The sequence below is a fragment of the Pseudomonas sp. 2957 genome, from assembly GCF_031456345.1.
Classification (GTDB): Bacteria; Pseudomonadota; Gammaproteobacteria; order Pseudomonadales; family Pseudomonadaceae; genus Aquipseudomonas; species Aquipseudomonas siliginis.
On the sequence record NZ_JAVDUL010000001.1, the window covers coordinates 1,121,832 to 1,144,908 of the forward strand.

A 23,077-nucleotide genomic window follows, 5' to 3' on the forward strand; every position below is an offset into this window, starting at 1 on the left:
ACAAGAGGTGTATGGCGCTCAGCTTATCGGCTATCTTGGCTGCGCATATGCAGCGATTAAGCGGCAGAGTGATGCAAAAATGCTTCGATGAGGATCAGCATGAATTGGGATGATGCGCGGGTTTTTCTGGCGGTCTGTCGCGAGTCCACCTTGCGCGGAGCTGCACGAGTTCTGGGCGTGGACCAGGCCACTGTCGGGCGGCGTATTACCGCGCTGGAAAAGTCTTTGAGCGCGACGCTGTTCCTGCGTACCTCCGATGGCTACGCGCTGACCAGTGTTGGTGAAGCGGCGCGTAAAAGTGTGGAAAAAATGGAACATTCGGCACTGGAACTGGAGCGGCACATCCACGGGCTGGACGATCGTCTGACCGGTAACGTACGGGTCAGCACCACCGACTCGATGGCCATCGACTTCATCATCCCGGCGATGGCGCGCCTGCATGACCAGCACCCCGACGTGCAGATTCAGCTGGATGCGTCGACGCAAATCCTCAGTCTGGCCAAGCGCGAAGCCGATATCGCGGTGCGCAATACTCGGCCGGATAACCCGGATCTCATCGCTCGGCGAATCGCCCGTTGGCCTGTAGGACTTTTCGCAGCACAGGCCTATGTCGAGCGCCATGGACAACCGCAGCCCGGCAACGCTTTCGAGGGCCATGATCTGGTGGTGTATCAGCCGTACTTACAGAGCAAAAAAGACCTAACGCTGGTCTCTGAACCGTTGACCCGCGGACGCATCGTCGCCACGCTCAGCTCCAGCCTTTTGGTGCGTCGAGCCCTTGCCGCAGGCCTCGGGATAGGCGAGATACCGGTATACATGGGCGAACGCGATGGCCTCGTCAGACTTTGGCCGGAGCGGACCCGGCCGCTGCCGTATGAAGTGTGGCTGGTCACCCACGCCGACCTGCGTCACACCGCGCGGGTACGGGCGGTCATCGAGCAGATCGTTGAGGCTTTTGCGCTGGAAAACGAATAAGTGGTTCAGGGTTTTGCCGAGGCTACAACTGCTGACGAAACAGCCTACGTCCGAGACAGAATGGGCCGGCTTGTTGTAGTCCGTGATGAGTTCTATTGTCACTGCAGCTCGATGCAGACCTCAGTGATGCATCGAAACGAAGAGCCAGGGAAGGCCGCGTAGCCGCAGAAAGGTGTCGAATTGAAAATCAGGGAAGTGAATCAATATGCAGTCACGGACAGATCGGACGCGGGGCGGGACAGGTAAATCATGAGCAGCATAAGTCGCGAAGAATTCGATGCCAGGATAGAAACCATCGAGACGAGGATGGATGGCCGCGTGGCAGAAATGCGCGCCGACATTCGCGGGTTCCTGGCTGCTCAGGCAGAGCGGGACAAGGTCTATCTTGAACGGGACAAGGCCCTGCAGGAACGGGACAAGCGTTATGACCTGATGTGGATGGGCGTGCAGAAAATCGCCGACGAATCGCGGGAAGCGATCAGACAGGCATCGACGGTAAAGGCCAATTACTGGGCTGCCACCACTGTGCATTTCCTCGGCGTGGCTTCCTTGCTGGTTGGCGCACATTTTGCCAATCAGGCGGCGGTGTTGACCACGATACAAACCACGCTGGCAGCGATTCAGATTGGCAAAGAGGTATCGTCACCCAAACCTGTCGTACAACCCTCAGCAGAGCCGCCGCAATAAAAAACGGCCTTCAGTGGAAGGCCGTTCTGCATCGCGCCAGATCATGGCATTTCCGGCAACTCCTGAGGCCGCAAGTCGAACACCAGCACTTCGGCATCGACCCCGTTGCTCAAGGTGAGCAGCTGTTCTTCACGAACCCGCACGCCGTCGCCTTCCTGCAAGGCTTGGCCATTGAGTTCGACGCTGCCACGCGCAACGTGCACGTAAGCGTAACGATTGGCCGGCAATTTCAGCGTGGCACTTTCCTCGCCGTCAAATAACCCGGCGTAGACCCGCGCATCCTGACGGACTTTCAGGGAGCCATTGCTACCGTCCGGCGAGATGATCAGTTGCAGGCGACCACGTTTTTTCTGCGCGCTGAAGTGTTCCTGTTGATAGCGCGGCTTGGCGCCACTGACATCCGGCACGATCCAGATTTGCAGAAAGTGCACGGGCTTGGTGGCCGAGTGGTTGAACTCACTGTGCGCCACGCCGCTGCCGGCACTCATCAATTGCACGTCCCCGGGGCGGATCACCGAGCCAGTACCGAGGGTGTCCTTGTGTTCCAGCGCGCCTTCGAGCACATAGGAAAAGATCTCCATGTCGCGGTGCGGGTGCTGGCCAAAGCCTTTGCCGGCGGCGACCCGGTCATCGTTGATCACCAGCAGATCGGAGAAACCCTGTTCACGCGGGTTGCGGTAGCTGGCGAAAGAAAAGGTGTGAAACGACTTCAACCAGCCGTGATTGGCGAGGCCGCGATCGGAGGCTTTGCGAAGAGTCAGCATGATGAAATCTCCTGGCGGGACGTGAATTCGTCCGAGTGAGGAGAAGGTTACTGGTTACCCGGTGAGGCAATAAGTAGATGGAAATTGAAAGACTGTCCGGCTCAGGTTGACAGTTTTGCGTTATGGTTCACCCATTCGATCACGCTCCTGAACACTCGGTCCGCCATAATGCCTTGGCTGAAGCGTGCGTATTGACCCTTGAATATGTGTGAAACCTCCCATGAAAACCGTGGCAATGGTGCTGTTCCCTGACTTTCTGATGCTCGACATGGCGGGGCCGCTGGAGGTGTTTTCAGTCGCCAACCGTTATCTGAAACCTGATCTGCACTATCAATTGACGACTCTCGGCACAGAGCGCGGCTTGCTTAGGGCGTCCAACGGCGTGCAGGTTCAGGCTGACTTGCACATCGACGAAGCGGCCGAGCGCTATGACCTGCTATTGGTGCCGGGCGGACCCGGCGCCTATAACCAGAGATTTCCCGAGCTGTTTGGCTGGTTGAAAAAAGCCGTGCCGCGCGCGGAGCGTTACGGTTCGATTTGCACTGGCGCATTCATCCTCGGCCACGCTTGCCTCCTTGATGGTTATCGCGTCACCACGCACTGGAACTACACCGAACGGCTGATCAAGGCTTTCCCGAAAACCACGGTGACCACCGATCAGATCTACGTCGAGGATCGTAATCTCATCACCTCCGGTGGCGTTACGGCCGGCATCGACCTGGCGCTGGCGGTGGTGGCCAGAGATCACGGCAAGAAAATCGCCCAGGACGTCGCCAAGGTCTTGTTGGTGGTCATGAAGCGCCAGGGCGGGCAAGCGCAGTTCAGCCCGTTGATGGCGGCAGTCTCACCGCAAGAAACGCCCATCACCCGCGCACAGAATTACGTCCTTGAACATCTGGATGAAGCGTTCACCGTCGAGCGCATGGCTGGATTGGCGAACATGAGCGCACGGCACTTTGCTCGCCTGTTCGCCCGTGACGTCAATATGACGCCGATGGAGTTTTTGCAGAATGCCCGCATTGACTGCGCGCGAAACCTGTTGGAAACCGGCGATCTGCCGCTCAAGACCATCGCCTACAAAAGCGGCTTTGGCAGTGTCCGGCACATGCGCTCGTTGTTCGCCGAAAAGCTCGGTCTTACACCGTTACAATACCGCGAACAGTTCAGCTAGAGCGGTTCTGTCCGTCTGACGCAGTCGGATGTCCGTGCTGCGTCGGCTCTGGCGGTTGTATCGTCACGCGAGAGTGCCAAGATGTTTGGCATGAATAATCACAACGACACAAGCCACGGTTCAGTGCTGCGTTTCGGCCCCTACGCCTTTCATGTGCGCCAACGTCTGGTCCTTGAAGGAGAGCAGCCGTTGCGCATGGGCGGGCGCGCCATGGACATCCTTCAGGCGCTGCTCGAACACGCGGGTGAGGTGGTCAGCAAAGAGCAGTTGATTGCTCGAGTATGGCCGACCTCGGTCGTCGAAGAGATCAACCTGCGTGTGCACATTGCGGCGTTGCGTCGCGCACTGGGTGACGGCGTAAACGGGCAGCGTTTCATCATTCACGTGGCGCACTGCGGCTACAGTTTTGTCGCCCCGGTGGAGCAGGGCACCAGTGATGCGCTGACCATGCCCGCTGCCGCGCTCATGCCCCTGCACAATCTTCCGGCACGACTGACGCCAGTCAGTGGGCGCGACGCCCTGATTGGTAGTCTGGTTCGACAAATGCCGGTATGCCGCTTGATGACGATTACCGGTGCGCCGGGTGTTGGCAAGACCACAGTGGCATTGCGCGTGTCGGAATTGCTCCTGCAATACTTTCGCGATGGCGCCTGGTGGGTCGACCTTGCCAGCCTCGAAGATGACATTCCATTGCTCGAGCGCCTGTTGCACACCCTGAAGACAGACTTTTTCGCACTGACCGGCCGGCACGCCTTGTTGATACTGGATAACTGCGACCACCAGCGCGACAGCTGTGCGGCACTGGCGGAAACGCTGTTGCATGCTGCGCCTCGCCTGTCGATTCTGGTCACCGGCCGCGAAGCCTTGCAAGTCGCGCAGGAGACCGTTCATTACGTGCCGCTGTTGGCGATTCCCAAGCGCTCGACATTGAACACCGTCGAAGAAGCCATGGGCTATCCGGCGGTGCAGTTGTTCGTCAATCGCGCGCGGGCACGGCAGCATGGCTTCTGTTTGCGTGAGCAGGATTTGCCAGGTGTGCGCGAGATCTGCCGTCAACTGGACGGTCTGCCGCTGGCGATCGAGCTCGCCGCTGCGCAGATCGACGCGTTGGGCTTGATCGGCTTGCAGGCACAGGTTGAAAACGGCCTGCAGTTGCTTGGCCAAGGCCGGCGCACCGCGGAACCGCGCCATCAGTCGATGGCCGCTGCGATCGATTGGAGCTTCCAGTACCTGACGGCAATGGAACAGCGTGTGCTGCTGCGTCTGTCGGTATTCAGCGCGGGCTTTACCCTGGAGGCCGCACTGAGTGTGATCAGCAGCGCGGATCTGGCGGGTTCCAGACTGTCCGCGATAATCGAAGGGTTGGCGCGCAAATCGTTGCTTGTTCGAGAACCCAACCGTGCGACGGCCCGCTATTGGATGCTCAACACCGTGCGCCGCTATGCTCGTGATCAGTTCGAGCGCAGTGACGACAAGTTCGAACTGAAACAGCGCCATGCGCGCTATCTCAGCAGAACGCGCAACGCTTCAGGCCGGGCACTGCTCGTGGAGGCTGTCGAGTAGCAGGCGGACCTTGCGCAAGTCCGGTGTGGCGTAGCCTTCGGTGAAGCGCTGGTAAATGGGGCTGAGCAAATCCCATGCTTCGCGATGGCGGAACTGGCGCTGCCATAATCGGGCGAGGTCCGTGGCGCTGCGCAGTTCCCAAGCGAGGGCGCCCTGGCTTCTGGCGATGGCCAGAGCTTGTTGCAGGGTTTGTTCGGCTTCTCGGGTTTCAGCGGTGTCTGAGCGGGCCGATTCGCGAGCAGGCTCGCTCCCACAGGATGAACCCTTCAACAATGCCGCCGCCCGCGCCCGCAATATCTCCGCTGCACTCCATCCCGCATCGCCATTGCGCGCGCGCTCCACCAGTGCATCATCGACAAAACGCTCATCCAGCGTAACCATCACTTCCCGAATCAGACCGCTGCTCTGTGCTGGTACGGGCACGGCATTATCCGGATCGATCACCTGCGCATACTGCCGGCCCCAGTTATTGAACAGCAGCACCGAGTGCTTCTGCGATTGTTCCAGCAGCAACTGCAGCAGCGCGCGGGCGTTTACATGGTCGCCGTTGTAATGAGCGATCAGACAACTGGCCAGCGCCAGGGTGTAACAGATCGATGTGCCGTGATTGATCTGCACGGCGATGTCCAGCGCCTGCCGTGCGGCGCGCCAGGCTTGCTCGGGCAGGCCCTGCAACCACAGCACTCGGGCCAGCACTGTCAGCGAAGCGACGCTCTGATCGTACTGCACGCCAAAACCATGGGTGAAACGATTGAGATGGCCGCTGTGTGCCATGCGTTGCAGCACCTGCTCGGCATGTACGCGTGCCTGCGGCTGGTCGCCGGCATAATGCAGGGCCAGCACGCGCAAGCGATGTGTGCTCAGTGACAGCAGCGGTTCGCCGTGCAGGCCGATGCGGTCGAATTGCTCACTCTGGGCCAAAGCCATGCGGTAATGCCCGCAACTCAGATTGACCGCCATGTGCCCCGACACTGCGCGCAGTTGCCCGGCCAGATCGCCGTGTTCCTCGGCCAATTGGCAGGCGTCGACGAAGGCCTGAATGGTTTGTGGCGTGCCGCCCCAGGTGTGATAGCTGGCGCTACCGAGCGCCAGTTTCAAGGCGATTTGCAGGCGAGGGCAGGGCGGTAGCAGCGAGTCTGCTGGCGAAGCCTCCAGCAGACTCAGTGCCCGGCGCACATAGCGGCTGTAATCGCGCAGCAACGACAGCTCCTGCCACAAAGGCGCCGACGCGGCTGCCAGTTGCACCCCCAGCTCATCCGGTCCCGGGCCGTTGAGACTCCAGTCCAGTGCCGCGCGCAAATCCTCCAGACCCCGGGCATAGCGCTCCATCCACAATACAGTCGGAGTATTGTCCCAATCCGCCTGCGCCTGCTGCATCAGTGTCAGGCATCGCTCGGCGTGGCGTTGGCGGGTTGCGTTGAGCTCGTCGGCCTGTTCGAGTTTTTCCAGTGCGTAGTGGCGGGTAGTGTCGAGCAAGCGATAGAAAACATCTTCGTCGCCCACTTCGACGCTCAGCAGGGATTTGGCCACCAATTGTGTGACGGCGGTGAACACCGCGCCGGGATCAATCTGTTGGCCGATGATCACCGCTGCTGCCGAGGCGAGGGTGAAGCTGCCGCGGAAAATCCCCAGTCGCCGCAAACAGGTTTGCTCGCAGACGTTGAGCAGGTTGAAACTCCAGTCCATCGTCGCGCGCAGGGTCAGGTGGCGTTCGGCGCTGCTGTGGTGTCCGGCCGACAATGGCGGCAAACCCTCGCGCAATTGCTTGAGCAATCCGTCCATGCCCAATTCGCTGACCTGCGCGGCGGCCAGTTCCAGTGCCAGCGGAATGCCGTCCAGGCGCTGGCAGATTTCGATCGCTTGCGGCAACTCGGCGTGGCTCAGTCGGAAGTTTTCCCTGGCTGCGGTGGCGCGCTCGACAAACAACTGCATCGCAGCAAAGCCCAGTGCTTGGGCCGGCTCCATCGGGGTCGACATGGACGGGCATTCGAGCGATTCCAGACGCTGCACGAACTCACCCTCAGCGCGCAGGCTCTCGCGGCTGGTCGCCAGGATATGCACCTTTGGTGCCCCCCGCAGAATCTGCTCGCTGAGCGACGCGACCGCATCGATCAAGTGCTCGCAGTTGTCGATCACCAACAACATTTGCCGTTCTCGCAGGCCGTCGACCAGACCAGCCTGCGCATCGCCTTCAGCTGCGGACAGATCAAGCAGCGTCGCCAGATGCGAGCCGATCAGCGCGGGATCGGCGATGGGCGCCAGATCCACCAGGCGGATGCCGTCGCGATACTGGTCGAGCAATTGTTCAGCGACGCGCAGGGCGACGGTGGTCTTGCCAATGCCGCCGGGGCCGACCAGAGTGATGCAGCGTCGGCGCGGCAGTTGCGTAATCAAGTGATCGATCAGGGGTTGGCGACCAATCATCCGCGTACGACGCAGCGGCAGGTTGTGCCGGGGCGCGGCGACCGCAGGCGTTGCTTCGATGCTGTCGAGCACGAACGGTGCGACAAAGCTGTAGCCGCGCTGCGCCACGGTGACGATGTAGCGCTGGCCGTTCTGCCCGTCGCCAAGCGCTTTGCGCAGCGCTGCCATGTGCACGCGCAAATTGATGTCTTCAACGACACTGTCTGGCCAGACCCCGGCCATCAATTGCTGTTTGCTCACCACTTCACCGGCATGGGCCAGCAAAATCAGGAGGATGTCCATCGCCCGCCGTCCCAGGCGCAAAGGCTGTTGGCCTTCAAGTAGCAATCGTTGCCCGGGATGAATCCGATAGGGGCCAAACGCAATGGCCTGATTCGGGGAAAAACTCAACAGCGCGCTCCTGCGGTGATGCGGCGGACAGGGCGAATCAGTGCCTGGCGCATGCGCAGGCCGTCTGATCCGGGGTGTCCGGGCATAATCCTCAGGTTTGAGCATCAGTGCAACGGGTGGCGTAACGGCAGCAGTCAAAACACCGCAGGCTGCGCTGCGGTGTTTTTCGGTTTATCCATGACTCGACAGCGCCAGGCGAAGGGATTGATGCCCTCGCTGCGGGTGAACATGTGGCAGAAGTGCGCCTGATCGCAGAAGCCGCATTCGAGGCTGATTTGCGTCAGGCTCAAGTCGGTGTGCTGGATCAGCAACTTGGCTCGAGCCAGGCGCTGGGCGCGGATCCAGTCCTGTGGCGACAGGCCGGTGCTGCACTTGAATGCGCGGGAGAAATGACTGCGTGACAGTGCACATGCCCGGGCCAGTTCAGCCACTTCGAGGCTTTCGCCCAAGCGATCCAGGATCAACTGTTTGATCTGGCGTTCGCGCTGCGGACTGAGTCCGCCAGTCGTGTTTTTACGCGGTTCGCTGGCAGGGGCGAGGGCGACGGATTGCTGTAGATAAGCCATGGCCAAGGTCCGTGTCGGTGGGGAAGGCACGGTCGGCGCATTCCCTCAGGTCAAAAAAGCAACGCTGCGCAGAGGGCTTCATTGTTGGGCGATGCCTTGAGACTGACGAGTTAATCGTTGTTAATTTCCTCGCTCAGGCTGGAACTCAGCACATCCTTGCAAGTCAGCGCCCGGCGCTTTGCGCGACGATGTCGACAAAGCACGGCCGCCGTTGGCCAGGTTCAAAGGGGAATGCAATGAAAAGCTTGGTGAAAGCGGCAACGACGCTGGCGGTCGTGCTGGCAATGTCCGGCGCCATGGCGCAGGCACCGCAGGTTGGCACTCAGGCGCCGGGTTATTTCCGGCTGGCTGTCGGCGATTACGAAGTCACCGCGTTGTTCGACGGTTACAACGATTTGTCGCCGAAGTTGTTGCGGGGCATGAGCCAGAGTCAGATTCGCGCGCTGCTTGCGCGCCGTTCGATTGAAACCCCTGGCGTGCAGACGGCGTTCAATGCCTTTCTGGTCAACACTGGCAAACAACTGATTTTGGTCGACACGGGCGCAGGGCAGTGCATCGGCGCCACCGCAGGCCAACTCTCGGCCAACATGCAGGCCGCCGGTTACAAGCCTGAACAGGTCGACACGATTCTGCTGACGCACCTGCACCTCGATCACGTCTGCGGTCTGGTCGACGCCGAAAAGAAACCGGTGTTCGCCAACGCCACCGTGTTTGCAGCCAAAGCCGAGGCCGACTACTGGCTCGATCCGGCAGCGCTGGCCAAGGCCCCGGCGGGCGCAAAAGAGTTTTTCAAGATAGCCCGGGACTCTACGGCGCCCTATGTTGCCGCCGGCCGCTTCAAGACGTTTGCCGCCGGGCAGTCGCCACTGCCGGGACTGGTCGAAGCAACCCTCGAAGCCGGCCACACGCCGGGCAGCACCACATATCGCTTCAATTCGCAGCAGCAGAGCATCGTGTTCATGGGCGACCTGGTGCATAACCTGGCGGTGCAGTTTTTGCACCCGGAAGTGTCGATCGGTTTCGACGTCAACAGTCAGCAGGCGATCAGCAGTCGTCAGGCAGTGTTCAGTGCTGCGGCAGCGAGCAAGACCTGGGTGACGGCAGCGCATCTGCCGTTCCCGGGCATCGGCCACATCACCGCCGAGGGCAAACATTTCCAATGGGTGCCGGTAGAGTACGGCCCCTACAAACGCGCGGCGAAAGTGCCATTGATCGAGTAAAGTGCCCAACGCCTGTGGCAAAAAGCGTCTGACACCGATAAGGAAACCACACCCATGAACCGTAACGATCTGCGCCGCGTCGACATGAACCTGCTGGTGATTTTCGAAGCGCTGATGTTCGAAAAGAATCTGACCCGTGTGGCGGAAAAACTGTTCATGGGCCAGCCGGCGGTCAGTGCTGCACTGGGGCGCTTGCGTGATCTGTTCGACGATCCGTTGCTGCTGCGCAACGGTCGCGGCATGGAGCCGACAGCGCGGGCGCTGGCGATCCTCAAGGAATTGCAACCGGCAATGGACGTGATTTCCGGCGCAGTCAGCCGCGCCAAGGAGTTCGAACCGGCCAGCAGTTGCGACGTATTTCGCATCGGTCTGTCGGACGACGCCGAGTTCGGTCTGTTTCCACCGCTGTTGCGCCAGCTTCAGCAGGAGGCGCCGGGGATCGTCGTGGTGGTGCGCCGCGCCAACTATCTGTTGATGCCGGCGCTGTTGGCCTCTGGAGAAATCTCCGTGGGTGTCAGCTACACCACGGATCTGCCGGCCAACGCCAAGCGCAAGAAGCTGCGTGATATTCCGTGCAAAGTGCTGCGCGGCGACGACCGTCCGGGGCCGTTGACCCTGGACGAATATTGCGAGCGTCCGCACGCGATGGTGTCGTTCTCCGGTGACCTGAGCGGCAATATCGATCTGGATCTGGCCAAGATCGGCCGTTGCCGCCGAGTCGTTCTCGGCGTACCGCAGTTCAGCGGCTTGCGCGCCTTGCTCGCCGGTACCGAGATGATCGCGACGGTCCCGGACTACGCCGCCTGTGCCTTGGTCGAAGGCTGCGCCCTGCGTGCCGAAGATCCGCCATTCCCGATCGATGCCGCGCAATTGTCGATGGCGTGGAGCGGGGTGCATGACAACGACCCGGCGGAGAAGTGGCTGCGCTCGCGCATCAGCCAGTTCATGGCGGCGCCGCTGGATATTCCGGCGCTTTAACCGCCCTCGATTACACAAGCAGTTCTCCTGTGGCAGCGAGCCTGCTCGCGAAAGCGGTGTGTCAGTTAGTGTGGATGTGACTGGCCTGACGCCTTCGCGAGCAGGCTCACTCCCACAGAGAAATTCGGGGCTGACCGGGCTTTGTGATTCGGCACATAGACTTGTGGGAGCTGGCTTGCCAGCGATTGCGGTGGGTCCGTCAAAGAAGGTGGTGGATGTGCCGACCAATCGCTGGCAAGCCAGCTCCCACAGGGATTCGGGGTGGAATGAACATTGTTGGTCACCACAAAAACCTGTAGGCGCGAGCCTGCTCGCGAAAGCGGTGTGTCAGTTAGTGTGGATGTGACTGACCTGACGCCTTCGCGAGCAGGCTCACTCTCACATTGTTTGTGGCTGGCAGCAGAACGTCAGTGACCTGAAAAGCAACTAAGCACACCCATCCAATTTCTTCCGCCCCGGCCTTGGCATGATTCTCGTCAATGACATTCAAAGGGTCGGGTCATGATTGCTACGAGGGATGAACAGGCGCGCGACATCGGGTTGCTGTTCCTGCGGGTCAGCGGCGGGTTGTTTCTGTTGTGCGTGCACGGCTTGCCCAAGTTGCTGGACTTCACCGCGCAACTGCAACTGATCGAAGACCCGTTCCACCTTGGCGCCCACCTGACGCTGATCCTGGCGATTTTTGCCGAAGTCCTCTGCCCGTTACTGATCGTCGCCGGTGTACTGGCGCGATTGGCCTGCCTGCCTATTCTCTTTGTACTGCTCGTGGCGTTGCTGGTCGTGCATCCGCAATGGAGTGTGGCTGAGGGGCAGTTTGGCTGGTTGCTGTTGATTCTTTTCACCACCGTATTGATCGCCGGGCCCGGACGGCTGGCGATTCCTGTTCGTTTGCCCGGAGTGCTGCGTTATGCCTGAAGTCCTCAATTCACAAGCACCGGGGGCCGATGAGACCGTCACGTTAATCATCAAACACTCGGTCAAGGCCGGTTTCGAATCGGCCTATGAAGCATGGCTGCGCAACATCGTGCGCATCGCCGGCCAGCGCGAAGGGCATTTGGGTGTGGACGTGGTGCGCGGAAAGCGCGGGCGTCTGGATTTTTACACGTGCGTATTGCGCTTCAGCTCCACCGAAGCGATGCAGGGCTGGCTGGAATCCTCCGAGCGTCAGGCGCTGGTGGCTGAAGCCGCACCGATGCTGGCTGACGGTGATCAGACCGAAGTCGCGCCGGTCAATGAATTCTGGTTCACCCCGCTGGCCGAAGCCGGCTCGCCACCGCCGCGCTGGAAGCAGGCTGTCGTCACCCTGTTAGTGATTCTGCCGCACACCCTGCTGGTGCCGCTGATCTGGGGGCCGTTGCTGGCGCTGCATCCGCTTCTGTCCAACTACGTGGTCGCCACGTTCCTGATCACCCTGACCATCGTCCTCTCGGTGGTCTACGTGGTGATGCCGCCGGTTACTCGTTTGTTCACCCCGTGGCTGGAAGCCAGTCAGGCCTATGAACACCTCGATTCCCAAGAAACCTCGCCGCGTTGAGCGGGGTTTGCTTCTTTTCACTTTCGCTTGAGGAACTGCGATGAGCGCCGATCTGATTTTATTCAATGGCCAGTTTCATACCGTAGACCGGGAAAAACCACTGGCCAGTGCGGTGGCGATCAAGGACGGCCGCTTCGTCGTCGTCGGTAACGATGCCGAGGCCATGGCCCTCAAAGGCAACGCCACACAAGTGGTCGACATGAAGGGCCGCTGCGTCATCCCTGGCCTCAACGACTCGCACTTGCACCTGATTCGTGGCGGTTTGAACTACAACCTCGAACTGCGCTGGGAAGGCGTGCCATCGCTCGCCGACGCGCTGCGCATGCTCAAGGACCAGGCTGATCGCACGCCAACCCCGCAATGGGTGCGCGTGGTCGGTGGCTGGAACGAATTCCAGTTCGCCGAAAAACGCATGCCGACCCTGGAAGAAATCAACCAGGCCGCGCCGGATACTCCGGTGTTCATCCTGCACCTCTACGACCGCGCGTTGCTCAACCGCGCCGCCCTGCGCGTGGCCGGTTACACCCGCGACACGCCGAACCCGCCGGGCGGCGAGATCGTGCGCGACAGCAACGGCAACCCGACCGGCATGCTGGTCGCGCGGCCGAACGCGATGATTCTCTACTCGACCCTGGCCAAAGGGCCGAAGCTGCCGCTGGAATATCAGGTCAACTCGACCCGCCAGTTCATGCGTGAACTCAATCGTCTCGGCCTGACCAGTGCGATCGACGCCGGCGGTGGTTTCCAGAACTATCCGGACGATTACCAAGTCATCGAGCAACTGGCCAAAGACGACCAGTTGACCGTGCGCATCGCCTACAACCTGTTCACCCAGAAGCCGAAAGAAGAGCTGACCGATTTCCAGAACTGGACCGGCAGCGTCAAGCTGCATCAGGGCGACGATTACCTGCGCCACAACGGCGCCGGCGAAATGCTGGTGTTCTCCGCCGCCGACTTCGAAGACTTCCTCGAACCGCGTCCGGACCTGCCGCAGACCATGGAACAGGAGCTGGAACCGGTGGTGCGCCACCTCGTTGAGCAGCGCTGGCCGTTCCGTCTGCACGCCACATACAACGAATCGATCAGCCGTATGCTCGACGTGTTTGAGAAGGTCAACCGCGACATTCCGTTCAACGGTCTGCCGTGGTTCTTCGACCACGCTGAAACCATCACCCCGCAAAACATCGAGCGCGTGAAGGCGCTAGGCGGCGGCATTGCGATTCAGGATCGCATGGCGTTCCAGGGTGAATACTTCGTCGATCGCTACGGCAAACAAGCTGCCGAAGCCACGCCACCGATCAAGCGCATGCTCGCCGAAGGCGTGCCGGTCGGCGCCGGTACCGACGCCACCCGCGTGTCCAGCTACAACCCGTGGACCTCGCTGTACTGGATGGTCAGCGGCCGCACCGTTGGCGGTCTGGCGTTGTACGAAGAAGGTTTGCCACGTAGCACCGCGCTGGAGCTGTTCACCCACGGCAGCGCGTGGTTCTCCTCGGAGCAGGGCAAGAAGGGCCAGATCCGCGTCGGCCAACTGGCAGACCTCGCGGCACTGAGCGCGGACTTCTTCAGCGTTGAAGAAGAAGCGATCAAGTGGATCGAGTCGGTCATGACCGTGGTCGGCGGCAAGATCGTCTACGCCGCCGGCGATTTCGAAGACCTCGGCCCGCGCTCGATTCCGGTGCTGCCGGACTGGTCGCCGGTAGTCAAAGTCCCGGGCCACTGGCGCCCGAACTCGCCACTGCAAGCGCAGGTTCACCAGTGCAGCGGGCCATGCGCCGTGCACACCCACAGCCATGAAAAAGCGCGGATGTCTAATGCGCCGGTCAGCGATTTCGCCGGTTTCTGGGGCGCGTTCGGCTGTTCCTGCTTCGCGTTCTGAGTTTGAAAAAAGCGCCGGTCATCAGGGCCGGCGCTTCCCGCAACAACCATCCATCCAGGAGTTTTGCCATGAGCGTTCCTTACAAGCGTCTGAACAAAGATGATGCCGTCGTCCTGCTGGTCGATCACCAGACCGGTCTGATCTCGCTGGTGCAGGACTTCTCGCCGAACGAGTTCAAGAACAACGTGCTGGCACTGGGCGACATCGCCAAGTTCTTCAAGCTGCCGACCATTCTGACCACCAGCTTCGACGCAGGTCCAAACGGCCCGATCGTGCCGGAACTGCTCGAGCAATTCCCTGACGCTCCGTTCATTCAGCGTCCAGGCCAGATCAACGCCTGGGACAACGAAGACTTCGTCAAAGCGATCAAGGCCACCGGCCGCAAGCAACTGATCATCGCCGGTGTAGTGACCGACGTCTGCGTGGCATTCCCGACCCTGTCGGCGATTGCTGAAGGCTTTGAAGTGTTTGTTGTTACCGACTCGTCGGGTACCTTCAACACCACCGTGCAACAAGCGGCGTGGGCGCGGATGTCGGCCGCCGGTGCACACCTGATGAACTGGTTCGCTGTGGCCTGCGAGCTGCAAGGCGACTGGCGCAACGACATGGAAGGCCTGGCGCATCTGCTGTCCGAGCGTCTGCCTAACTATCGCAACCTGATCAACAGCTATACCAAGTTCACTGCCAAGTAAGAAAATCAAAAGATCGCAGCCTTCGGCAGCTCCTACATGGGAATGCATTTTCCCGTAGGAGCCGCTGAAGGCTGCGATCTTTTGCTGTTAGCGCTTCTGCAACCACCCCAAAAAACCACCTTTCTTCACCGCCACCGGTTTGGCCATCAACGCGAGGCGACTGTTCTGCTGACGCACCGCCTGCAACTTGTTCAAGGCCCGGCCGACTTCGCTGCGCTTGTCCATGCACTCACGGGTCAACTGTTTGTCGAGACGATAGATGATGCTCGACGTCAGCGCTGTGAACGTCGCCTGCGACGGTGTATCGGCAAGAATGCTCTGTTCGCCCATGACTTCGCTCGGCCCCATGCGCCCGGCCTCGGTCTGGCCATTGCCGTCCGGCACCGTCGCGCTGACCACGCCCGTGGCGATCACGAACAGACTGTCCGGCACCTCGTCCAGATCCAGCACCACCTGACCGGCCGTGTACTGCTGCGCGACCATCGACTCAGCGAGGCGATCGCGCTCTTCACTGCTCAGCGAGCGGAAAATCTTCACCTCATCCAGCAACGCACGGGCGCGGCTCGACGGTTCGATCACGCCGTCGGGATGGCGCGAAATACCTGCGGCTTCGAGATGGCGATGGGCGAGGTCGAACAGTTGATTGCGCACTTCGCTCTTCTTGCCCAGCTCAGCGATGAAACCGCTGGCAACGTATTCCGACATGGTTTCGCCGGCTTCTTTGAGTACGGCTTTCGGCGCCGGGCTGAGCAACAGCGAACTGCTGCCCTGCAGAGTGCGATCAAGGGCATCCAATACCCGACGCGGACGAATGTGGTTCGGCACTTTGATACTGATCGAGACACCGTGCATGTTGCTCGGCCGGCTGAGATTGACGATTTTCGCCTTGGCCGCCACCGAGTTCGGTACTACGGCCATGGTGCCGGCGCTGGTCAGCAGGTGCGTGGCGCGCCAGTCGATATCGAAGACCTTGCCTTCGACGCCGTCGATCATCACCAGATCGTCCACCTGATACGGCTTGGTGGTGTTGAGGACGATGCCGGAAAACACATCGGCGAGGGTGCTTTGCAGCGCCAGACCGACCACGATCGCGACCACCCCGGAGGTGGCCAGCAGACCTTTGACCGGCAGCTCCAGCACGTAACCGGCCGCCGCGACAATCGCGACCAGAAACACCAGCGCACCGATGACATCCTGCAGCAAGCGACCGCTGTGACCGATGCGGCGCATCAGCGCCAGGCCGATCACTTCGGTCAGCACCCGTGCTGCGTACAACCACCAGAGAATCCCCAGCGCCGTCGCCCCCAGTTGTGCCACGCGATCATCAGCGAAAAGCGGCGCCTGCAACGGGCTGACACCGGCGTTGATCACCAGCGCGCTGAATGCCAGAAACAGTGCCAGACGCACACCGACTCGCGGCGCGCGATGGCTGAAGGGCGAGAAATGCCAGAGCGCGGCGTCGAGCAGCAACAGCACAGCGCTCCAGGACAGCAGGTGGGCGTAGAAAAGGGTCATGACCGAAGCTCCGCAATGGCTGCAAATGAAAAGATCGCAGCCTGCGACAACTTCTACTTTGGAATGCGTTTTCCTGTAGGAGCTGCCGCAGGCTGCGATCTTTCGCTTTTATGGATTCAGATGAGTCTTCAGTTCAGCCGCCGCTTGACGCACCGCCGCTTTGACTTCCGGAATCTGGCTCAGGGGATTGAGCAGGCCGAAGTCATGAATCATCCCGTTGTAACGCACCGAGGTCACCGGCACGCCGGCCGCATCCAGGTGCCGCGCATAGCCTTCGCCTTCGTCACGCAGCACGTCGAACTCGGCGGTCTGCACCAGCGCAGCGGGCAGGCCCTTGAGCTGTTCGGCGCTGGCGTTGAGTGGCGAGGCATGGATCTGCGCACGCTCGGCCGGGTTGGTTGTGTAGTTGTCCCAGAACCACTGCATCATGCCCTTGGTAAGGAAGTGTCCCTCGGCAAATTGCTGGTAAGAAGCGTCGTCGAATTGCGCATTGGTTACCGGCCACATCAACAGCTGGAAGCGCAGGGCAGGGGTTTTCTGCTCCTTGGCCATCAACGCCACGACCGCCGCCATGTTGCCGCCGACGCTGTTGCCGGCCACTGCCAGACGTTTGCCATCGACACCGATGTCTTTGCCGTGCTCGGCCACCCATTTCGTCGCGGCGTAAGCCTGATTGATCGCGGTCGGGTACTGCGCTTCCGGCGATGGCGTGTAATCGACATACACCGCAACAGCGCCAGAGCCGACCACCAGATCACGGATCAGGCGCTGGTGCGTCGGGAAGTCACCCAGCACCCAGCCGCCACCGTGGAAGAACATGAACACCGGCAACTCGCCCTTGACCTTGGCCGGGCGCACCACTTTCAGGTTGATGGTCTGGCCGTCGACCTTGATCGCCTTGTCGCTGACTTCCACGCCGGACAGATCAACCTTTACCGACGCTTGGGCACCAGTCAGCACTGCACGGGCGTCCTTCGGGCTCAGTTGCTCCAGCGGACGACCACCACCAGCGGCGAGGGCATCGAGGAACGCCTGGGTGTTGTGTTCGACGCCAGGACTGCCAGCGGCGAAAGCGCTGCTGACGGACAGGGCGAGGAGGGACGCGGCTAGGGTTTTCTTGATGCTCATGTTCAATTCCATTTTTGAATGTGTGATGTAGGAGCTGTCGAAGGCTGCGATCTGATCGTTCCCACGCTCTGCGTGGGAATGCAGCCGGGGACGCTCCGCGTCCCAACGATCAGATGGCTGCCTTCGGCAGCTCTTTGTGTTCAGGGTTGTTTTCAAACCGTGAGCACAGATTAATGGGCTGCTGAAAAGCGAAAAAGCGGCTATAAAGCGTTTAACTGTCCACCAGAGAGTGACAATGAACCCGTTCGAAGACATGCGTATTTTTTGCCAGGTCATGGACTCCGGCAGCTTCACCGCCGCGGCCGATCAGTTGGGGCTGTCCAAGCAGTTCGTCAGCCGCCGTTTGATGCAACTGGAAGAGCGCCTCGGTGTGCGCTTGTTGAATCGCTCGACCCGCCGCCTCGACGTCACTCCGCTGGGGCAGAGCTATTACGAATCGGCGTTGCGCTTGTTGGGTGAGGTGGAACAGGTCGAGCAGGGCATCGCCGGCGAAACCGCCGAGCCGCGCGGCACGATTCGCCTCAGCGCGCCGTTGTCGTTTGCCGTGGCGCATCTGGGTTGTCTGCTACCGCTATTCCTGCAGCGTTATCGCGAAGTCACCGTTGAGGTGGATCTGAGCGATCGCCCGGTCGACCTGCTCGGCGAAGGCTACGACCTGGCCCTGCGCATCGGCGTGCTGGAGGACTCGACGTTGATCGCCCGACGTATCGCCAGCATCGAACGGGTCTACTGCGCCAGCCCGGCCTACCTCGCCGAACGCGGCACACCACTCAAACCCGAAGACCTGCACAGCCACGACTGCCTGCCTTACGGCCACGGGCGCTCGGTGCAATGGCGTTTCAACGAAGCGCCGGGCAAACCGCTACTTATCAACGTCACCGGCCGCATGCGCGTGAACAACGGCGAACTGCTGCGGGACGCAGCGGTGCAGGGGATGGGCATTACCTATCTGCCGACCTTTATCGTCGGCGCGGCACTGAAGGACGGGCGGCTGGTGCCAGTGCTGGATGAGTTGCGCCCGGAGCCACTGACCCTGTCGGCGGTTTATCCGCAGCATCGCCAGGCTTCGCGGCCGGTACAGGCGCTGGTGGAGTTTTTGCGTGAGCGGCTTAACCAGAGTCATGTGAATCTTTGATAGTGGGGCCTACTGGGCAAACGGCGTGTTATCGATCGGGCGAACGTCCTACCGTTTTTTCCTGCGATGTCTTTATGGATATTCCTGTCGGGTATGCAAAACGCTAAGTATCTCGATTCGATCCGTCACCTCATAAATCACTACGTAGTTAGGATGTACAACGATTTCCCGGGTGCCGGGAGATCGACCTTTACGGTAGAGATGGGGATGAACGGAGAGTGAGGTTGTGGATTCTTCGATGGATTTCGAGAGACTCACTGCGGCTGCAAAGTTTCTCTCGCCAATGTATCTGAGGATGTTCGAAAGATCGGCCTTGGCTTCGGGCCGCCACTCAATCTGCATCGGCCTTTTTTCGCATGGATTCGATCAAGGCATGCATGTCCGCCATCACGTCCTCATGGGGGAGACTCGGATGGGGATCATCTCTGGACGCCTGCACCTTGGCTCGCAACCAGCGATCATGACTGGCAGCCTGCTCGTCGCTTTCAAACCCTGAATCGTCGGGAAAGATTTTGCCGTCCATAGTGCCTCCGGGATCAATGCCTGGCAGTCTATTCGGTACAGGGATTGCTGTCGTCGTTGTCTGGATGAACTGCATCTTGGTCGAGCTCCATGAGTACTTGTAGTTCGACAAATCCTAGACTGAGCGCTTCCGGCGGCCAACCGACGGAAGATGTAGGAAAACGGTTGGGGTTTCTCGAGTTCCTTCCTTTTTCTGTAGGACTCGCTGAAGAGGACTGCGCAGTGTGATTACAACATTGGAACAACCGCCACCCCGCGTCTGTTCTACACTCACGCCGCTCAATCACGAGCCTCACCCGGAGTAGCGCCATGGAAGTGCCCAACCCCAAAACCGCCATCGAAAGCAATCGACAGGCGTGGAACGATTCCGCCCGTCATCATCAGCATTCACCGGACTGGCAGGCATTGCTCAGCGATGTTGCGCAGGGGGAGTTTTGCTGCCTTGACGACACCTTGCGTGGCTTGCTGGACGTCGACGGCAAAGACGTGATTCAACTGGGCTGCAATAACGGTCGGGAGAGCCTGTCGCTGTTTGCGCTGGGTGCGCGCAGTGTCGTCGGCGTCGATCAATCGGCCGCGTTTCTTGAGCAGGCCCGCGAGCTCAACAGCCGCTCGCCGCACAATGCCGAATTCGTCGAGAGCGACATCCACCATCTGCCCGCATCGCTGCATAACCGCTTCGACGTCACCCTGATCACCATCGGGGTACTCAACTGGATGCCTGACATCGGCGAATTCTTCCGTCATGTCGCGCAGGTGCTGAAGCCGGGCGGCAAGCTGGTGATCTACGAAACCCATCCGTTTCTGGAAATGGTTGATCCGCAGGCTGAAGATCCCTACCGCCTCGCCAGCTCGTATTTCCGTGCCGAGCCGTTTGTGCAGCAAGAGCCGATCGTTTACGTAGGTAAAGTCGAGCAGCCGGCGGCAAAGTCGTACTGGTTCGTGCATACGCTGGGCGCGATCTTCAGCGGCGCCATTGGAGCGGGGCTGAGCATTGTGGATTTTCAGGAATATGCGCATTCGAACCGGGAAGAGGTGTATGACTGCTACCTGAACCAGCAGGCGCAGCTGCCGATGTGCTTTAGCCTGGTGGCAAGCAAGGCCTGAGAACCTTTTTTGCGACGGCTGGCCTCTTCGCGAGCAGGCTCGCTCCCACAGGGAAACGCATTCCAGTGTGGCAGCGAGCCTGCTCGCGATGGCGGCCTTGCGACCGCCACATTTCACAAGGCCGGATCAAGCCTGCGCCGCGGCACTTACCACCGGCCGGCCCGGTTTGCGCAGCGGATCCAGGCGTGAGCCTTCATAGCGGGTTTCGCGGAAGAATTTCCAGCGGCCGAACAGGCAGTAAACGTGGGTTACCCGACCCTGTTCCTGATAACCCATGCGGATATGCAGTTTAAGCGCCGGGATGTTGTGGGTTTCGCAAACGTCGACCACCTTGGTGCAACCCTGCGCCGCCATCGCTTGCCACAGTGCAACCTGCACGTCCACCGACAGGCTGCTGCCGAAGTAGGCGCGAATCATTTCGCCGCCGAATTCGAAGAACTCGCCGGGTTTGACCGGGAAGGTGCAGCCGTAATAGTGGCGGTCGTGGTAGTCGCGAATGCTGCCCCAGATAAAGCCCACGGCGTGGCCATCGGCGTCCAGGTACATGTGCCCGGTGTGGCCCTCGGCAGCCAGTTCGGCCATGGTGCCGACTCGGTCGCCGAAGTGTTTGCTGAACGCCACGGCGTTCTCCGGGGTGATGTCGACTTTGCGCAGGCCTTCATACGGGCGCAGTTTGTGTGGCGGCACCGGGCTGACCAGGTCGCGCTCCATCCACAGCAGTTCCCAGTGGAAGAACACGTAGCGTTTCCACAACGTGCCGACGGTGCGGCCCAGGCCTTTCTGTCTGATGCGATCTTGCACTTTGGTGATGATGCTCATGATGCCCCTCCAGGGTCTTGGCCCGGATGTTGTGGTGAGTGTCGTTACAGCGGTGATTCATTCGAGCGCCGTAGCGCCCTGCGTTTCTTCTCGATTGAGGTCGGCATACGAGACTCGCGCGACGCCTCTCAAACCCTGTTCGATTACCTCGCTCAAAGACTCGCCGGAGTCGAGATAGGCATCACCGAAATCGACGCCGAGGCGGGTCGGGTGGGCGACGATTTCCAGCACGCCGTCGCTGGGGTCGCTGGCATTGCGCAGGTCCACCGGTGTACAGACGTAATCGGCGGTGACCCGCGCCAGACTCTGCAAACGGCCATTGAGCAAACCCTTGAATAGGCGCTTGGGCAACGTGAGGTTGTGCCCGAGGTTGCGCGCCAGCCGAATCGGTACGCCTTGCTCGGCGGCAAACTTCGCGACGACTTCGCCGATCGGCCAGATGTTGTGTACGTGCTGGTGCGAGTCGATATGGCTCGGGCGCATGCCGTGATCGACGCAGCGTTGCCACTGCGCCTGTAACTCGGCGCGCACCGCGTCACGGTCTGCGCGACTCAGCCACAGGCTGTGGCGGGGCAGGTTGAGGTCGAACACGCCGTTGCCATCGCAAAAGGTCCGCCGCCCCAGGATCGCCTGGCTCAGCGGGCGCCCGTAGGTCAGGTTGAAGTGCAGACCGATCCGACCTTGCAGCGTCGGATGGCGGGCCATGGTGCAGGCAGCTTCGAACGCCGGCATGTTGGCCATGGCCGTGGCCGAGCTGATCAGGCCGGCGTGGAAGGCAGCGAAGATCACTGCGTTTTCGTTGGCGCTGAGACCGAAGTCATCAGCGTTGACTATGACTTGGCGAGGCATGGCCGCCCTCCGGAGTGATTGCGACAGGTTGCACCAGTGCTGCAGATTTTTTGTTGGCGCGCCTGGTGCGCCACTGCTGCACGGCGGGCTTGCAGCGATACCAGATGCGCAGCGCCAGACCCAATGCCAGCCCACTTGGGCGCCACGAATAGAAACTCCAGCGCCAGTGTTCCAATTGCCCGGTCATGCGTTCGTGCAGTTGATGGCTGGAGTTTTCCAGGCTGACCCGCGAGGCATCGATCCAGCGCCAGTGCTCGTCCAGGCCCCAGCGAATCCATTCCTCCAGCAACACCCGGCCACTGCCCAGGTCGGCGTACTGCGGCAGGAAGGCGAGGTTGTAATCGTAGAGCCGGCCCTGTTCGAGCAGGCCGAGGCGATAGCTGATGCAGCGGCCGTTCAGCTCGAGCATCACCACGCGTACCAGGCCTTGGCCGGCGAGGGCGGTGAAAGCGCGTTCGATCCATTGGCGACTGCGCGGTGTGGCGAAAATCCCGACGCCTTCATCGCCTTTCCAGCTCACCGCCTCGACTTCGCTGATGGTCTGCAACAAGGCAGCCATGCTCAGCGCATCCGGGGTAATCCGGCGGATCTGCGCACCGCACGCGGCAATCCGTTTGCGTGCCCGGCGCAGTTTGTAGCGCGGGTCGCCGGAGACTTCCTGATGGTCGGCTTCGCTGATCAGATGCACTGGCACCCGGCAGCTCAGGCGTCGCTCGGCCGTGGAACTGCGCGCCATCCATGCGGTGACGGCACTTTCTTCACCCGCCGGTTCCGAGAGCTCATTGAGTTGCAGCAGCGCATGGGGCAGGCGCTGGCGAATCAACAGCAGCGCCTCGTGCATGTCCGCGCCGCCGAGCAACGACAGCAAAGCCAGACGATCAGCCAGCGGATAACCCAAGTGATGCAAGACCCGAAACGGCACGCCGGCGAAGCGCTCGCGGCTGGCTACCAGCGGCAGGCACAGGCGTAGTTCTGCGGCTTCCCAACCGAGCAGAATGTGCAGGCGCTGATCCTCACCCAGAGCCTGTTCCGCCGCACATAACCAGCCGAGATTGTTGAACGGCGTATGGTCGGTCACGCCCAGGCGCAGCGTTTCATACGCGGTTGCCGGGAAGTCGGCGGCGCACAGGGACGTGCGCCATTCGAATCGCATCACCAT

General features: G+C 60.7%; 22 protein-coding genes. 12 read left to right on the plus strand and 10 right to left on the minus strand.

The features are described 5' to 3' along the window. The first annotated feature begins 99 nt into the window (after window positions 1–99). The gene (locus J2Y39_RS05085) at window positions 100–975 is read left to right on the plus strand and encodes a LysR family transcriptional regulator (protein ID WP_095179517.1); all 876 of its coding nucleotides are present in this window, start codon (window positions 100–102) and stop codon (window positions 973–975) included. A gap of 249 nt (window positions 976–1,224) precedes the next feature. Further along, window positions 1,225–1,662 (plus strand): hypothetical protein, encoded by a 438-nt coding sequence (locus J2Y39_RS05090; protein ID WP_056784473.1) that lies wholly within the window; start codon window positions 1,225–1,227, stop codon window positions 1,660–1,662. A 41-nt stretch (window positions 1,663–1,703) separates the two neighbouring features. On the opposite strand, the gene J2Y39_RS05095 is transcribed toward J2Y39_RS05090, so the two are convergent. Continuing rightward, entirely contained in the window at window positions 1,704–2,426 is a 723-nt protein-coding gene (locus J2Y39_RS05095) for a pirin family protein (protein ID WP_056784475.1), read from the minus strand. A gap of 220 nt (window positions 2,427–2,646) precedes the next feature. On the opposite strand from J2Y39_RS05095, the gene J2Y39_RS05100 reads away from it, so the two are divergent. Then, a complete protein-coding gene (locus J2Y39_RS05100; RefSeq protein ID WP_095179519.1) occupies window positions 2,647–3,597 on the plus strand; it encodes a GlxA family transcriptional regulator in 951 nt (316 codons plus the stop codon). A 90-nt stretch (window positions 3,598–3,687) separates the two neighbouring features. After that, the gene (locus J2Y39_RS05105) at window positions 3,688–5,160 is read left to right on the plus strand and encodes a winged helix-turn-helix domain-containing protein (RefSeq protein ID WP_310215516.1); all 1,473 of its coding nucleotides are present in this window, start codon (window positions 3,688–3,690) and stop codon (window positions 5,158–5,160) included. Here J2Y39_RS05105 and J2Y39_RS05110 read toward each other — a convergent pair. Both J2Y39_RS05110 and J2Y39_RS05115 read right to left on the minus strand, forming a co-directional pair. Then, the gene (locus J2Y39_RS05110) at window positions 5,125–7,974 is read right to left on the minus strand and encodes a winged helix-turn-helix domain-containing protein (RefSeq protein WP_310215518.1); all 2,850 of its coding nucleotides are present in this window, start codon (window positions 7,972–7,974) and stop codon (window positions 5,125–5,127) included. The genes J2Y39_RS05105 and J2Y39_RS05110 overlap by 36 nt on opposite strands. 134 nt (window positions 7,975–8,108) lie before the next feature. Then, window positions 8,109–8,540 carry a helix-turn-helix domain-containing protein gene (locus J2Y39_RS05115; protein ID WP_041478577.1) on the minus strand — a complete coding sequence of 144 codons (432 nt, stop codon included), beginning with the start codon at window positions 8,538–8,540 and terminating at the stop codon, window positions 8,109–8,111. 236 nt (window positions 8,541–8,776) lie between these two features. On the opposite strand from J2Y39_RS05115, the gene J2Y39_RS05120 reads away from it, so the two are divergent. From J2Y39_RS05120 to ycaC, 6 genes are all read left to right on the plus strand, one after another. Continuing rightward, window positions 8,777–9,760 (plus strand): MBL fold metallo-hydrolase, encoded by a 984-nt coding sequence (locus J2Y39_RS05120; RefSeq protein ID WP_409037396.1) that lies wholly within the window; start codon window positions 8,777–8,779, stop codon window positions 9,758–9,760. A gap of 54 nt (window positions 9,761–9,814) precedes the next feature. Then, the gene (locus J2Y39_RS05125) at window positions 9,815–10,738 is read left to right on the plus strand and encodes a LysR family transcriptional regulator (RefSeq protein ID WP_039762138.1); all 924 of its coding nucleotides are present in this window, start codon (window positions 9,815–9,817) and stop codon (window positions 10,736–10,738) included. Window positions 10,739–11,239: 501 nt separating this feature from the next. Continuing rightward, window positions 11,240–11,653 (plus strand): DoxX family protein, encoded by a 414-nt coding sequence (locus tag J2Y39_RS05130; protein WP_122602574.1) that lies wholly within the window; start codon window positions 11,240–11,242, stop codon window positions 11,651–11,653. Then, entirely contained in the window at window positions 11,646–12,272 is a 627-nt protein-coding gene (locus J2Y39_RS05135) for an antibiotic biosynthesis monooxygenase (protein ID WP_024012431.1), read from the plus strand. Before J2Y39_RS05130 ends, J2Y39_RS05135 begins: the two co-directional genes overlap by 8 nt. Window positions 12,273–12,312: 40 nt before the next feature. Beyond that, on the plus strand, window positions 12,313–14,151 hold the full coding sequence (locus J2Y39_RS05140) for an amidohydrolase (protein ID WP_024012432.1): 1,839 nt from the start codon (window positions 12,313–12,315) through the stop codon (window positions 14,149–14,151). A gap of 68 nt (window positions 14,152–14,219) precedes the next feature. Beyond that, window positions 14,220–14,843 (plus strand): isochorismate family cysteine hydrolase YcaC, encoded by a 624-nt coding sequence (gene ycaC / locus J2Y39_RS05145; protein ID WP_016774080.1) that lies wholly within the window; start codon window positions 14,220–14,222, stop codon window positions 14,841–14,843. Window positions 14,844–14,930: 87 nt separating this feature from the next. Here the strand turns inward: ycaC and J2Y39_RS05150 are convergent, their stop codons facing one another. Next, window positions 14,931–16,358: a mechanosensitive ion channel family protein gene (locus J2Y39_RS05150; protein ID WP_073474277.1), complete on the minus strand. Its 1,428-nt coding sequence runs from the start codon at window positions 16,356–16,358 to the stop codon at window positions 14,931–14,933. Between the two features lie 108 nt (window positions 16,359–16,466). Next, window positions 16,467–17,486, minus strand: a complete 1,020-nt coding sequence (locus J2Y39_RS05155) for an alpha/beta hydrolase (RefSeq protein ID WP_310215527.1) — start codon at window positions 17,484–17,486, stop codon at window positions 16,467–16,469. 235 nt (window positions 17,487–17,721) lie between these two features. On the opposite strand from J2Y39_RS05155, the gene J2Y39_RS05160 reads away from it, so the two are divergent. After that, window positions 17,722–18,621 (plus strand): LysR family transcriptional regulator, encoded by a 900-nt coding sequence (locus J2Y39_RS05160; protein ID WP_056784501.1) that lies wholly within the window; start codon window positions 17,722–17,724, stop codon window positions 18,619–18,621. 72 nt (window positions 18,622–18,693) lie between these two features. On the opposite strand, the gene J2Y39_RS05165 is transcribed toward J2Y39_RS05160, so the two are convergent. Together J2Y39_RS05165 and J2Y39_RS05170 are read right to left on the minus strand one after the other, a co-directional pair. Further along, on the minus strand, window positions 18,694–18,963 hold the full coding sequence (locus J2Y39_RS05165; protein WP_082228561.1) for a type II toxin-antitoxin system mRNA interferase toxin, RelE/StbE family: 270 nt from the start codon (window positions 18,961–18,963) through the stop codon (window positions 18,694–18,696). Next, window positions 18,953–19,144 carry an antitoxin gene (locus tag J2Y39_RS05170; RefSeq protein ID WP_095180272.1) on the minus strand — a complete coding sequence of 64 codons (192 nt, stop codon included), beginning with the start codon at window positions 19,142–19,144 and terminating at the stop codon, window positions 18,953–18,955. Before J2Y39_RS05170 ends, J2Y39_RS05165 begins: the two co-directional genes overlap by 11 nt. Window positions 19,145–19,452: 308 nt before the next feature. Here J2Y39_RS05170 and J2Y39_RS05175 point away from each other — a divergent pair, with 308 nt between their 5' ends. Further along, entirely contained in the window at window positions 19,453–20,250 is a 798-nt protein-coding gene (locus J2Y39_RS05175; RefSeq protein ID WP_310215533.1) for a class I SAM-dependent methyltransferase, read from the plus strand. A gap of 126 nt (window positions 20,251–20,376) precedes the next feature. Here the strand turns inward: J2Y39_RS05175 and J2Y39_RS05180 are convergent, their stop codons facing one another. The 3 genes from J2Y39_RS05180 to J2Y39_RS05190 are packed head-to-tail and all read right to left on the minus strand — an operon-like array spanning window position 20,377 to window position 23,077. Continuing rightward, entirely contained in the window at window positions 20,377–21,069 is a 693-nt protein-coding gene (locus J2Y39_RS05180; protein ID WP_041478587.1) for a GNAT family N-acetyltransferase, read from the minus strand. A 57-nt stretch (window positions 21,070–21,126) separates the two neighbouring features. After that, window positions 21,127–21,918, minus strand: coding sequence for a ChbG/HpnK family deacetylase (locus tag J2Y39_RS05185; protein WP_310215536.1), 792 nt, complete (start codon window positions 21,916–21,918; stop codon window positions 21,127–21,129). Further along, window positions 21,890–23,077: a GNAT family N-acetyltransferase gene (locus J2Y39_RS05190; RefSeq protein ID WP_041478589.1), complete on the minus strand. Its 1,188-nt coding sequence runs from the start codon at window positions 23,075–23,077 to the stop codon at window positions 21,890–21,892. The genes J2Y39_RS05185 and J2Y39_RS05190 overlap by 29 nt, the downstream gene beginning before the upstream one ends.